Source organism: Halomicrobium sp. HArcht3-1 (assembly GCF_058933345.1).
Map to the genome: position 1 here is coordinate 84006 of NZ_JBZYDM010000003.1, position 13910 is coordinate 97915.

A 13910-nucleotide genomic window follows, 5' to 3' on the forward strand; every position below is an offset into this window, starting at 1 on the left:
CCCGCTATTGGTCGTCTGCTTCGTCGTCTTCGACTGCTGCCGGCACCACGGTTACGCTGGCAGTCTGGTCGTCCCCGTCGAGTGCCATGATCTTGACACCCTTCGTGTTGCGGCCGACCTGTGACACGTCGCCGGCCCGGATGCGCATGATCTGGCCGTTCTCGCTCATGATGACGAGGTGGTCGTCCTCGGGGACGGCCTTGACCGTCGAGACGGGACCGTTGCGGTCGTCGGTCTTGATGTCGATCAGTCCCTGTCCGTACCGGGACTGGCGGCGGTACTCCGACAGCAGGGTGCGCTTGCCGTAGCCTCGCTTGGTGACCGTCAGGAGCGATCGGTCGTCGTCGTCGTCCGTCGCGACGAGACCGGCAACGGCGTCGCCATCTTTGAGTTTGATGCCGTTGACGCCGCGTGCCGACCGTCCCATCTCGCGGGCTTCGGCTTCGTCGAAGCGGATCGTCATCCCGCCTTCGGTGGCGATGACGAGGTCCTTGGACCCGTCAGTCACTTCCACGTCGACGAGCGCGTCACCGTCTTCGAGTTTGGCGGCGATGATCCCCGTCGAGAGGATGTTCTCGAAGTCCTCGACGCAGGTGCGCTTGACGTAGCCGTTCCGGGTGACCATCGTCAGGCACTCGTCCTCTTCGAAGTCGTCCGTCGAGACGACGGCGGTGATCTCCTCGCCGTCGTCCAGATCGATGAGATTGACCGCGGATTTCCCGCGTGCAGTGCGGGACATCTCGGGAATCTCGTAGGTCTTCAGCCGGTAGACCTGCCCCTGATTGGTGAAACAGAGCAGGTAGTCGTGGCTGTTTGCCCGGAACACCTTCGAGACGCGATCACCCTCTTTGGGATCCGCGCCGATGATCCCTTTGCCACCGCGGTTCTGGGGGTCGAAGGCGTCGACGGGCATGCGCTTGATGTAGTCGTCCTCGGTGATGACGACGACACAGTCTTCCTCGGGGATGAGGTCCTCGTGAGTGACCTGCCCCTCGGCTTCGAGGATCGATGTCTTGCGGTCGTCGTCGTACTCCTCAGCGATCTCGCGCAGTTCGTCCTTGATGACCGAGAGCAGTTCCTCCTCACTCCCGAGGATTTCCTCCAGCCGCTCGATGCGGGCCTGTACGTCCTCGTACTCCGATTCGATCTCGGCGGTCTCCATCGACGTGAGCGAGCCCAGTTGCATCCGAACGATGTGGGCGGCCTGCTCCTCGGAGAAGCCGAAGTGGTCCTGTAGCCCGGTCTTGGCCGCGTCGCGGTCCTCGGAGTTGCGGATCAGCTCGACCACGTCGTCGACGTTTTCGAGGGCCTTCAGTCGGCCTTCGAGGATGTGAGCGCGGTCCTCGGCCTCGTCGAGTTCGAACTGCGAGCGACGGCGCACGACCTCGCGGCGATGTTCGACGTAGTGTTCGAGCGTCTCTTTCAGCGTCAACACGCGGGGTTCGTCGTCGACCAGCGCGAGGTTGATCACGCCGAAGGTCGATTCGAGATGGCTCTCCAGTAGCTGATTCTCGACCACGTCGACGTTGGCGCTGCGCTTGAGTTCGATGACGATGCGAACGCCGTTACGGTCGGACTCGTCACGCAGGTCCGAGACCCCCTCGATCGAGCCTTCGTTGACATCCTCGGCGATGCGCTCGACCATCCGGGCCTTGTTCTCTTGGAACGGAATCTCCGTGACGACGATCGTGTTGTCCTCGTGGTCGACCTCGTACTCCGCTCGAACGCGCAGGCGGCCCCGACCAGTGGCGTAGGCCGAGTAGATAGCGTCCTTGCCGACGATGTTGCCGCCGGTCGGGAAGTCCGGTCCCTTGACGTGTTCCATCAGGTCCTCGACCTCGCAGTCGGGGTTGTCGATGAGGTGTGTCGTCGCGTCGATCACTTCACCGAGATTGTGTGGCGGGATGTTGGTCGACATCCCGACGGCGATGCCCGAGGACCCGTTGACGAGCAAATTCGGGACGGCCGCGGGCAGGACTGCTGGCTCCTGCAGGCGGTCGTCGTAGTTGGACTTGAAGTCGACGGTGTCTTTCTCGATGTCGTCCAGTAACTCCTCGGAAATCGAGGCCATTCGGGCCTCAGTGTATCGCATCGCGGCCGCGGGGTCGCCGTCCATCGAGCCGAAATTCCCCTGGCCGTCGACCAGTGGATACCGCATCGAGAACGGCTGAGCCATGCGCACGAGCGTGTCGTAGATGGCGCTGTCGCCGTGGGGGTGGTAGTCACCCATCGTCTCCCCGACGATCGAGGAGGATTTGCGGTGGGCCGAGCGGGAGGTGACTCCCATCTCGTGCATCGCATAGAGGATGCGCCGGTGGACGGGCTTGAGACCGTCACGTACGTCCGGGAGCGCACGACCGGCGATGACACTCATCGCGTAGTCGATGTAGCTCTGTTCCATCTCGTCCTCGATGCGGACGCGGTCGACGCGCGAGGCGGCAGTCACGTCCGTCGGATCAGGTGCTTCCGAACTCATCTTAGATGTCCACCCATTCGGCTTCCGGCGAGTGTTCCTTGATGAACTCCTTGCGCGGTTCGACGGCGTCGCCCATCAGCACCGAGAACATCTTGTCCGCGGCGGCGGCGTCCTCGATAGTGATCTGCTTGAGGATACGCTGGTCTGGGTCCATCGTCGTGTCCCAGAGTTGCTGGGGGTTCATCTCGCCAAGTCCCTTGAACCGCTGGACTTGACTCGGATTCCCGTCGCACTTCTCTTCGACGATTCGGTCGCGTTCTGCCTCGGTCATCGCGTCGTAGGTCTCACCCTTGTGCCGAACCCGATAGAGTGGTGGCTGGGCGGCGTAGACGTAGCCGGCTTCCAGCAGCGGCTTCATGTGACGATAGAACAGCGTCAACAGGAGCGTGCGGATGTGTGCCCCGTCGACGTCCGCGTCGGTCATCATGATGATGCGCTTGTAGCGGATGTCGTCGATGTCGAACTCGTCGCCGATACTGGTCCCCAGCGCAGTGATGACGTTGCGGATCTGGTCGTTCTCCAGAATCCGATCCAAGCGATGTCGCTCGACGTTGAGGATCTTTCCGCGAAGCGGGAGAATCGCCTGAAACTCCGGATTACGGCCCTGCTTTGCCGACCCACCGGCCGAATCACCCTCGACGACGAACAGTTCGGCCTCGTCGGGGTCGCGGGTCTGACAGTCCGCGAGTTTGCCGGGCAGTGCGGTCGATTCGAGCGCGGACTTGCGCCGGGTCAGCTCTTCGGCCTTTTTGGCCGCTTTCCGTGCCTTGGCGGCTTCGACGGCCTTCCCGATGATCGCCTCGGCGGTGTCGGGGTTCTCCTCGAAGAAGGTCCCCAGCCCGTCGTGCATCGTCGACTCGACGATGCCCCGGACCTCGCTGTTGCCCAGTTTGGTCTTGGTCTGGCCCTCGAACTGCGGGTCTGGGTGCTTGATCGAGATGACGGCGGTCAGGCCCTCGCGGATGTCGTCGCCCTTGAGGGTGTCGTCGAGGTCGTTCAGGAGACCGTTCTCGGTCGCGTAGTCGTTGACCACGCGTGTGAGCGCTGTCTTGAAGCCGGTCATGTGGCTCCCACCTTCGCGCGTGTTGATGTTGTTCGCGAAGGCGTGGATCGATCCCTGTAGCTCCGCGGTGCCCTGCATCGCGATCTCGACCTGGACCGGTCCCTCCTCGATGTCCTCGCTGCCCTCGAAGTAGATCACGTCGCGGTGCAGCGGCTCCTTGGTTTCGTTGAGATACTGAACGAACTCCTTGATGCCGCCCTCGTAGACGAACGTCTCGGACTCGCTGTCGCGCTCGTCTTCGAGAGTGATCTCGACGCCTGAGTTGAGGAAGGCGAGTTCGCGAAGCCGCGAGGCGAGCGTCGAGTAGACGAAGTCGGTGGCATCGAAGATGTCGTCGTCGGGCCAGAACCGGATGCTCGTTCCCGTCTCCTCGTTCGGTTCCATATCGCGAACCCGTTCGAGATCGTATTCTGGCTCGCCGTGGTCGAAGCGCTGTTTCCAGACCGCACCATCGCGCTTGACCTCGACTTCGAGCCACTTCGAGAGGGCGTTGACCACGGAGACGCCGACGCCGTGGAGACCGCCCGAGACCTGATAGGACTTGCTGTCGAACTTCCCGCCAGCGTGCAGGACTGTCAGGATGACTTCGAGCGCAGGCCGGTCGTGTTTCTCGTGGGTGTCGACCGGAATCCCGCGTCCGTCGTCGGAGACAGAGACAGAATCGTCCTCGTGGATCGTGACGGTGATCTCGTCGCAATGCCCCGCCAGTGCCTCGTCGATGGAGTTGTCCACGACCTCGTAGACGAGGTGATGGAGGCCTCTGGAGTCGGTCGAACCGATGTACATCGCCGGCCGTTTTTGAACGGCCTGTAACCCCTCCAGAACCTGAATCTGTTCCGCACCGTAATCACGGTCCTGTGACATAGAATCTACTGCGTCTAGTCGTGCGGGGGTCTTAAACTTCCCGCACGCGCACGCGAAGCGGTTGCGCCGTCTGACAGTTCAGCCCCTGTCTGATAGTGCAGACGGGATCACGACTGGCCGTCAGCCGGTCCGGTCGCCGCTTTGCCCCTCTGGTCGCCATCGCCGTGCCCGCTGGTGCCGTCTGCCTCCGTCTCGAAGGACTCGACGAGTCCCTTGAGATCGCCCGCTCGGTCCGAGAGCGTTCGGATGTTCTCGGTGACTTCCGTGATCGAGGCGGTCTGCTCCTCTGCAGAGGCCGCGACGTTCTCGGTCTGTGCGCTCGTCTGTTTGCTGATCGACCCGACTTCGTCGACCATCGCGACGACTTCCTCCGTCGACGCCGCCTGTTCTGTCGTCGCGTCGCTGATCGACTGGATGCCGGAGTTGGTCTCCTCGACCTGCTCGACGATCTCGTCGAGGGCCTCGGTGGCTTCCCTGATCGTCTCCTGACCGGTGTCGACCCGCTCTCCCATCTCGCGCATGTCTGCGACAGTCTCGTCGGTCACCGACTGGATCTCGGAGATCATCGAGTCGATGTCGTCGGTCGCCTCCTGTGTTTCGGCCGCGAGTTCCTTGATCTCGTCGGCGACGACGCCGAACCCTTCGCCGGCCTCGCCGGCCCGACTGGCCTCGATGGAGGCGTTCAGCGCCAGCATGTTCGTTTGATCGGCGATCTCGTCGATGAGAGTCACCACCTCACCGATCCGTTCGACCTCGGTCGCGAGCGTCTCGACTTGCTCGGACATCTCGGTCGCCTTTCGCTCGATCGCTTCGATCTCTTCGGTCGCCTCTTGACCGTACTCACGACCCTGTGCGCCGGTCTCGAAGGCCCGCTCGGCCTTGGTCGCGATCTCGTCGGTCGAGGACGTGATCTCCTCGATCGTCGCAGAGAGATCGGTCATCTCGTCTGTCACTTGCTGGATGTTCTCGTTTTGCTGTTCGGCCCCGCTGGAGATCTCCTGAATCGTCTCGGCGACCTGTTCGCTCGCAGTTCGGACCTCTTTCGCGCTGGCCGAGATCTCCTCGCTCGAATCGTTGACATCGCGTGCGAATCGTTCGATTTCGACGACGGTTCGTTCCAGTTCCGCGATCATCTCGTTGGACGCTTCCGCGATGTCCCGCATCGCGTCGTTGTCGATGTTCGTATCGAGTCGCTGGGTGAGGTCGCCGTCTGCGGCCCGTGCCATCACCGTTCCGAACTCCGCTGCCTGCTGTTCGAGGCTGTCAGCGAGAGCTTCGGCGTCCTGTTTGGCGACTTCCGCCTCGTTGCGAGCCGTCTCGATGTCGTCGATGAACGCCTCCAGATCCGCTTGCATCGCGTCCAGCGAGTCGCCGAGCCGGCCCGGAACCGGCTCGTCGAGGGCGGCGGCGTCGAAGTCCTGTCGTGACAGCGCGTCGGCCTGGTCGGCGACGGTCTGGAGGTACGACGTGATATCGCGAACCGCCGTGCGGACCTGTCCGACCTCGTCGATTCGGCCGTCGTCGGACATCTCGATGTCGAGGTCCCCGTTTGCGAGCGCCCTCGCCTGTGAGGACAGCTCTTTCATCGAGCTGATCGGCCCTCGCCTGATCATAAAGATCAGTAGCACCAGCCCGATCAGTGCCGTTCCGATCAGCACGAAGATATTCTGCTGGACCTGTGACTGCGTACGCAGAGCGGCCGTCTTGGGTGCTTTTTTCACCACCACCCAGTTTGCATCGCCACCAAGAGCGGTCGTGTATGCGACGACGGAGTCATCCGTGACCAGTGTGCCGTTCTGGTTGTTGTTGACGGCGGTTCTGATCTCTTCAGCGCCGGAGCCACTGTAGGTTCCGAGAATAGCACTCTCGTTCCGATCCAGCAGAACGTCCCCGGTGCCACGTCCGATCACTGTCGTCCGCGTCCCCTCGATAGAGCTTCGGAACCGCTCAGCACGTTCGCTCATCCGGATTTTCAATCCAAATATGTAGTTCGTTCCCGGAACTGGTGAGACCATTACCACCGATGGTGCCCCGTTCTGATCAGTGTACACCCAGGACTGAACGACTGATTCGGGCCCATCGAACGAGACCTCTTGGTAGGGAATGCCCTGTGGCCACTTGATATTCGTCTCCGAGATGGACTGATTCTCGAGATCAGGATCCGTGCTCGCTATGATCGTGCCACTCTCCTGCTCAAAATAATAGAGCGTCTCGACTTCTGGCGGGAGGTGTGACAGCTCGCTTCTGAGTGCAGCCCGAGATTCGAGCTCGTTGCCGAGCTTGAGCGAGCTTTGTTTCGAGACCGTTCTGGCTGTGTTTCGCTGCGTCGTCACCCACTGATCGACGGCATCACCTTCGAGTTCAGCGTTCGTGAGTAGATTTTGCTGTTGTTGTTCACTGACCTCACTGGAGACCGTCTGTACGGTCACGAGACCGATCCCAGCGACGAGTAATAGTATCGCCAGCGCGACAACTGCAAACTTTCTCGTGTAGCTCTTTCGGAGGAGATCTGGAAGCCAGCTATCTATATTCATTGAATAAAATCACCAACCAGTTTCTACGAGTTGTTGTACGTCACTACGTAGTCTCTTAGAGTCTGATTTAAAGATCCTGCACACATTACCATTATAAATATTCAGTGGCTACGTCGGATAGAAAATAAGAATAACGACGAAAAATAGCCGATTAGCGGCCACAGGATAGTATCAGAGACGGTTCTCACCCCCACCGTTATAGAATACTCGGTGTCCCACTTGCACCAAGAGTGGTGAATCGGTGTACTGATCGCTATATCGCTGTTTTCCCGAAAGCAGATGTGTTTAGCCGTGAGGTCGATCTGGCCCTGCAAACCACTTTCACTCCGGTGGCGAACACCTTTTAAGCTGTCCGCTGATACGTATCGCCACGAATGACCTCGTATCAGTCGCGACTCGGGGAGGGCGAGGGGATCGCCGACGAACTGGCCGAGAGCCAGCGATCCATCTCCATCGCCGAGTTCTTCGAGAAGAACAGGCAGATGCTCGGGTTCGACTCGGGGGCCAAGGCGCTCGTCACGGCCGTCAAGGAGGCCGTCGACAACGCGCTCGACGCCTGTGAGGAGGCCGGAATCACCCCCGACATCTACGTCGAGATTCAGGAGGCTGGGGACTACTACCGCCTCATCGTCGAAGACAACGGTCCCGGGATCACCAGAGAACAGATCCCCAACATCTTCGGGAAGCTGCTCTATGGCTCCCGGTTCCACAAGCGCGAGCAGAACCGGGGTCAGCAGGGGATCGGTATCTCGGCGGCCGTCCTCCACTCTCAGAAGACCAGCGGCAAGCCCGCGAAGATCACCAGTCGGACCGAGCAAACCGCAGACGCACAGTACTTCGAACTGATCGTCGACACGGACGCCAACGAACCCGAGATCAGCGTCGAGGACACGACGACCTGGGAGCGGCCACACGGCACCCGGATCGAACTTGAGATGGAGGCGAACATGCGGGCTCGCCAGCAGCTTCACGACTACATCAAGCACACTGCGGTGGTCAATCCCCACGCCCGCATCGAACTCGTCGAGCCAAAGGAACACCTCAAGTACGAGCGGACGACCGATCAGCTCCCGGCAGAGACTGAAGAGATCCGCCCCCACCCCCACGGCGTCGAACTCGGGACGCTCCTGAAGATGCTCGAAGCGACGGATTCGTACTCCGTCTCAGGGTTCATGCAGGGTGAGTTCACCCGCGTGGGCCAGAAGACGAGCGACGAGGTCATCGCGAACTTCAACGATCACCACTTCGGCCGGGAGATGTCGTGGTACGGCCCCCAGAGCCACGAGGACGCCGATGTCGCCCGAGCGGTCCAGCAGGCAGTTTCGAACAAGGGCAAGGAGGCGACCGCCGAGTTCGCCGACTCGGTCGCCGAGGCCGTCGCCGAAGCGGGCAGAGTCGCGCACAGTCGCCTCGTCGAAATCGTCGACGGTCACGCCGACCGAATCGAGGACGACTACGAGAAGACGTTCGGAACGACCGTCCGCGAGGCCGCCGTCGCGGCCGCGTGGGACGAGATCACGGCCCAGCGCACGCCGGACGTGTACGAACTCGTCGACGAGGTCACGACGACGCGCAAGGACGACGCCGCCGTCCAGGGTATCGCCGAGCGCATCGCCGATAAGTTCGACGACGAGGGTCGCCACCGCGTGACCTACGACGACCTCGAAGACTACGTCGACCGCGCGGCGGAGATGACCGAAGACATGGACGACGTGACCTTCGGCGAGACCGCGCGCGAGAAGATCGTCGACGCCCTCTGGGACGTGGCGTCGCAGGTACCCGACGACCCACCCAACGTCGGCGATATCGCCGACGACCGCGACGTTGCCAGTGACCTGCTGGAAGCGATGCGTGAGACTGACATCATCGCGCCGCCGACGGACTGCCTCGCACCGATCACGGCCGAACTGGTCGAGGCTGGCCTGAAAAAGGAGTTCGACGCCGACTTCTACGCCGCCTCGACCCGAGACGCTTCGGTCCACGGCGGTGACCCCTTCATCGTCGAAGCCGGCATCGCCTACGGCGGCGACATCGAACACGATCAGGCCCAGGTCATGCGCTTTGCCAACCGCGTCCCGCTCGTGTACCAGCGCGGCGCGTGTGCGACCACCGACGTGGTCAAGGGGATCAACTGGCGCAACTACGGGCTGGATCAGCCGGGCGGCAGCGGCATCCCCAACGACGAGGCCGTGATCATGGTCCACATCGCCTCGACGAACGTCCCCTTCACCAGCGAATCGAAAGACGCCGTCGCCAACATTCCCGAGATCGAATCCGAGATCGAACTGGCGATCCGCGAGGCCGCACGCGACCTCAAGAGCTACCTGAACAAGCGTCGGTCGATGCAAAAGCGCCGGAAGAAAGAGAACAAACTGGCGACGATCCTGCCGGAGATGGCCGAGAAGCTCTCGGAGGTCACCGGCAAGGACGACCTCCACATCGACGACTCGATGGCCCGGATCATGAACAACGTCCTCGTCGAGCGCGAAGTCGAGGGCGACACTGTCCGGGTCGTCGTCGAGAACAACGACGACACGAACGCCGATATCGATCTGACGGACATCGTGAGCGTCGAACCCGCCGTAACGAACGGCGCGAACGTCGTCGAGATGGACGGCGAGTGGTTCGTCAAGTGGCAGACCACCGTCGCGGCCGGCGACGACGCCGTCCTCGAATACACGGTCGACGGTGACGCCGAGTTCGACATCGCGGTCGACGGCGTCGCCGAGGAGAAACTCACGGTGAACGCATAATCATGAGTACAGAGATCAATCCCAACGACGAGAAGGCCCGCGAACAGTTGCTCGACCTCGCCGCGGACTTTTACGATCAGTTCGCCGACGGCGACGTACCGTCGATGCAGATTCCGACACGCACGAAGTCGAACATCGAGTACGACGAGGACAAGGACGTGTGGGTGTACGGCGACCGGTCGTCGACCCGCTCGGCAAAGACCGTCTCCGGCGCACAGAAGCTCCTGAAAGCGACCTACACCATCGACTTCCTCGCCCAGCAACTCGACGAGAACCGCTCGTCGACCCTGCGTGAGTTGTACTACCTCTCGGAGTCGTGGGACCTCGACGAAGCGCAGTTCAACAGTCAGGACGAGTCCAACAACCTCATCGAGGACCTGGAGATCGTCTCGGAAGTCAAGCGCGAGGACTTCCACATGCGCCCCGAGGAGTCCGGCGCGAAGGTGATGGGACCGCTGTTGCTTCGCGAGCAGACCCGCCGTGGCGACCGAGAGATCCACTGTCAGGACGACGTTGGACAGGGTGGCTACCAGATTCCGAACAACCCCGACACCATCGAGTTCCTCGACAACGACGCGGACTTCGTGATGGCGGTGGAGACCGGTGGGATGCGCGACCGCCTCGTCGAGAACGGCTTCGACGACGAGTACAACTGCATCGTCGTCCACCTCGGAGGTCAGCCGGCCCGGGCCACGCGGCGACTCATCAAGCGCATGCACGACGAACTCGACCTTCCCGTCGTGGTGTTCGCCGACGGCGACCCGTGGTCGTACCGAATCTACGGCTCGGTCGCCTACGGGTCGATCAAGTCGGCACACCTCTCCGAGTACCTCGCGACCCCCGAGGCGATGTACGTCGGCATCCGGCCACAGGACATCGTCGAGTACGACCTGCCGACGGACCCCCTCTCCGATTCGGACATCAACGCCCTCGAATCCGAACTCGAAGACCCGCGCTTCCAGACGGAGTTCTGGGAAGAACAGATCGAACTGCAACTCGACATCGGGAAGAAGTCCGAACAGCAGTCACTCGCAGCGCGTGGGCTGGACTTCGTGACCGAGACGTATCTCCCGGAACGGCTCAGTGAGATGGGCGTGCTCTGAGGGCGTGCATCGAACAGCGGTTCCGGGAGATCAGGAGGAACGGCTCAGTGAGATGGGCGTGCTGTAGGACCCAACGGATGAGTCGCTTCGACTGGATCGATACGTGGGTAGACAATCGGTCACGCGGCGGCTACGCGGCGTTGATCGGTATTCTGACCGGTCTCTTCTTCCTGCTGTTCAGCGCACTGATCGGAAAACCGGATGTGACCGGTGCCGGTTTGCTGACGCTCTCGATGACTGTCGTCTACTACGCGCTCGATCCGCGGAACAGAGCAGGATGACCCCGCCGCGCGACTGGATCGGGGCGACAGCCTCTCAGAGTCACTCCTCGATGCCGAGTTCCGAGAGCAGCGTCACCGCCGCGGCGTGGGAGGAGGGCGGCCCCCGTGCGGTGATGAGGTCGCCGTCGACAGTGACCGACGTGTCGGCGTCGAGTTCGGCGTCCCAGTTGCCGCCGGCAGCGATCACTTCGTCTTCGACCCAGTAGGGCAGCTTCCGGCCGTCGGGCAGCAGGTCGCGGTCGTCGACGATTCCCTCCTCCCATGCGTTCGGGAAGCCGGTCACGTCCCGACCGTCGACGAGCATCTCGCCGTCGGAGTCGCGGGTAAAGGCGAGGATGCCGACGGCGTGGCAGACGACGAGTGCTTTCTGGTCGCCGCTCTCGACGGCCGTGCGAAGCGCTGTTCGGGCGTGGTGGTCCTGTGTGATGTCCCACTCGGCACCGTGACCGCCGGGAAAGACGACCGCGTCGTAGTCCTCGGCGTCGGCGTCGGCCAGTGCGATCGGGTCGTTCAGGCGCTCGTCGCTCTCGGCGACCTCGCGGACGTGTGCGGCGGTCTCCTCGCCGACCTCCTCGGGATCGACCGATCGTTCGTCGACGACCGGCGGGTTCCCGGTCGGCGTCGCGACGGTGATATCGACGCCGGCATCCGAGAGTGTGGTGAGTGGCTCGATGCATTCCTCTCCCCAGTAGCCGTCCTCGCTGACGACGAACAGTGCAGAAGTCATGCACCCTTTGTACGGGTGTGTGGTGTAACCTCCTTTCGGGCGCGGCAGCAAAGTGAGCGACCGAAAGCGTTCAGTGGGTGAGAAAGTCGAGAGTCCGTCAATGAGCGGTTCTGTCGGTTGTCGAGATCAGGACGTGGGTAGACGAGATCGCTGCCGACGGGTTTTTGCACACCGCGCAGCGTTCGCTAAGACGATGCCCTCCACACGCCGCAGCGTGCTCCGCGCAGCTACCGGACTGTCGAGTCTAGCTCTGACCGGCTGTCAGTCGTTCGACGGGGACTCAACGCCGACCGAGATGCCACGGACCGACCCGGTGACCGAGTACTACGTCGCGACCCTCCGACGGTCCGACGGAACGCCGTACCGGTATTCCGGCGACGGTGACGGTGGCGACGACGGCCGTCCGCTCGTGCTCGGTTCGAGTGACGACCTCGACGCCGTCTCGTTCGACGCAGAGGCGGCACAGTTCGAGTCGTTCGTTCGGGAGACTGACTTCCAGCACTGGTCCGTTCTGCTGTACCAGCGCCAAATTCGACAGTGCGACCGCCAGCGCGTCGAGAGCGTCTGGCGGGGATCTGATTCACTCAGGGTGGGGCTGTGTCGGGAGCGACTGCCGGCCGACCGGGCGTGCGAGACGGGCGAGCAGGACGATCTCGGGATCGCGATCAGGGTCCCGTTCCCGAGCGACCAGTTCGACCGGCCGACGACGAGCATCAGCAGCGAGTGTGTCGACCGGTTGGGTCCCCGAGACACGGCGGAGGGACAGTGATGCCCCACGAACTGACCCGCCGCGGCGCGCTGGCGGCTGCCGGCGGCACCCTCGCCGCGTTCGCGGGCTGTTCGGCGATTTCGACGGGATCGAAGTTCGACGAGCGACGGCTTCGAGAGATCGCCCAGCGGTCCGTGCCCGACGATTCGTACTCGTATCCGTTCACGGTCACCGAATCGATGATCGAATTTCACCGCGACCGTGCCGTGGCGCTGCTCAATCAGGTGCCCGAATCGGTGTCGCTCCCGAACGAAGCGACTGCGAGTGAGATCGCGGACGAACGAACGGCATTGTTCGACAGGATCGAATCGGAAGGCGACGAGGAGGGTGGCGACGGGGACGATGGGGGCACCGGTGAGAACGCCGACGAGCAGGAACCACCTCATCGGCGCCTGTCCGACTGGCAACAGACCCGCGTCGACGCCGCAGCCCTGCTCGGCCGGTATCGGGCGGCCAGGGGAGAGATCGACCGGGCAGCTCTCAGGGAGCGCCGGGACGCGATCCGCTCGGCCCGGAGTGACTTCGTCGCAGCCCACGAGTATCGTGGAACTGACCCGGAGCGCGTGGTCTTCCGGCATCGGCTTCTCGAAGGCATCCTCACGAACGTGGCTCGGGAACTGGAGCCGTATCCGCCCTTCCCGGACGAAGCGTCCGACGACCCGGACATGGTCAGCTATCTCGTCGGCAAGATCGAGGGTGCGGAGGCGGATCTCACCGACGCTCGTCGGTTCCGGGAGCAGATACCAGCGGACGGAGTGACGTATCGACCGCCGATGATGCAGACGGCGACCTGGCTCCGCCGGCGCGCTCGGCTCACGGAGACTCGGCTCGAACGGTACCTCGAAAACGGGATCGAAGCGCTCGGCCGCGACGTGTCAGGAACGCCGGCCGAAGTCTGGTTCAGCGTCGCTCGTGACATCGTGCGGGACCACTCCAACAGCGACCTCCACGACGCGATCGGCGAGTCCTCCTATGCCACTGGCGTCATCGAAGCCGGAATGCGTCGGTCGGCGCTCTCGACGCTGGAGACGGTCGTCGAGGAGATCCAGAACGGGCGGTTCGACGAGACGCCGTCGACGGACGAACTGGACACACTGCGCGGAGCAGCCGTCGAGGCGGTCGAAGCCACCCTCGACAGAGAAAATCGGTTCGAGACGCGGTTCGTCGAACCGGCCATCGGAGGCATCAAAGACGGATCGAGCCGACTAGACACCGGCTCGACGGCGGCGACAGTGAACAGCGCCGCCGGCCGGTTCGCCTACGCCGAGTCACAGGCCCGGCAGGCCTCGGCCGTCGCCGAGGAAGTCGAGTATCTGCTGACTGCTGCGGTGGCGTAATCT

Annotated in this window: 9 protein-coding genes; 5 read left to right on the forward strand and 4 right to left on the reverse strand. The window is 62.7% G+C overall.

From position 1 onward, the window contains the following. Window positions 1–4 precede the first annotated feature (4 nt). From gyrA to AC5FRW_RS05765, 3 genes are all read right to left on the reverse strand, one after another. A complete protein-coding gene (gene gyrA / locus AC5FRW_RS05755) occupies window positions 5–2476 on the reverse strand; it encodes a DNA gyrase subunit A (RefSeq protein WP_493567478.1) in 2472 nt (823 codons plus the stop codon). A 1-nt stretch (window position 2477) separates the two neighbouring features. Then, entirely contained in the window at window positions 2478–4403 is a 1926-nt protein-coding gene (gene gyrB, locus AC5FRW_RS05760; protein ID WP_493567479.1) for a DNA topoisomerase (ATP-hydrolyzing) subunit B, read from the reverse strand. Between the two features lie 107 nt (window positions 4404–4510). Further along, a complete protein-coding gene (locus AC5FRW_RS05765) occupies window positions 4511–6937 on the reverse strand; it encodes a methyl-accepting chemotaxis protein (RefSeq protein ID WP_493567480.1) in 2427 nt (808 codons plus the stop codon). Between the two features lie 374 nt (window positions 6938–7311). Between AC5FRW_RS05765 and AC5FRW_RS05770 the strand changes: the two genes are divergently transcribed. The 3 genes from AC5FRW_RS05770 (at window position 7312) to AC5FRW_RS05780 (ending at window position 11074) form a co-directional block, all read left to right on the forward strand. Continuing rightward, on the forward strand, window positions 7312–9690 hold the full coding sequence (locus AC5FRW_RS05770) for a DNA topoisomerase VI subunit B (RefSeq protein WP_493567481.1): 2379 nt from the start codon (window positions 7312–7314) through the stop codon (window positions 9688–9690). 2 nt (window positions 9691–9692) lie between these two features. Beyond that, window positions 9693–10793 carry a DNA topoisomerase IV subunit A gene (locus tag AC5FRW_RS05775; protein WP_493567482.1) on the forward strand — a complete coding sequence of 367 codons (1101 nt, stop codon included), beginning with the start codon at window positions 9693–9695 and terminating at the stop codon, window positions 10791–10793. Between the two features lie 77 nt (window positions 10794–10870). Next, window positions 10871–11074: a hypothetical protein gene (locus AC5FRW_RS05780; RefSeq protein WP_493567483.1), complete on the forward strand. Its 204-nt coding sequence runs from the start codon at window positions 10871–10873 to the stop codon at window positions 11072–11074. A gap of 40 nt (window positions 11075–11114) precedes the next feature. Here the strand turns inward: AC5FRW_RS05780 and AC5FRW_RS05785 are convergent, their stop codons facing one another. After that, window positions 11115–11801 (reverse strand): DJ-1/PfpI family protein, encoded by a 687-nt coding sequence (locus AC5FRW_RS05785; RefSeq protein ID WP_493567484.1) that lies wholly within the window; start codon window positions 11799–11801, stop codon window positions 11115–11117. A gap of 193 nt (window positions 11802–11994) precedes the next feature. On the opposite strand from AC5FRW_RS05785, the gene AC5FRW_RS05790 reads away from it, so the two are divergent. Together AC5FRW_RS05790 and AC5FRW_RS05795 are read left to right on the forward strand one after the other, a co-directional pair. Next, entirely contained in the window at window positions 11995–12570 is a 576-nt protein-coding gene (locus tag AC5FRW_RS05790; protein ID WP_493567485.1) for a hypothetical protein, read from the forward strand. Continuing rightward, window positions 12570–13907, forward strand: a complete 1338-nt coding sequence (locus AC5FRW_RS05795; RefSeq protein WP_493567486.1) for a hypothetical protein — start codon at window positions 12570–12572, stop codon at window positions 13905–13907. The genes AC5FRW_RS05790 and AC5FRW_RS05795 overlap by 1 nt, the downstream gene beginning before the upstream one ends. Window positions 13908–13910: the final 3 nt, after the last annotated feature.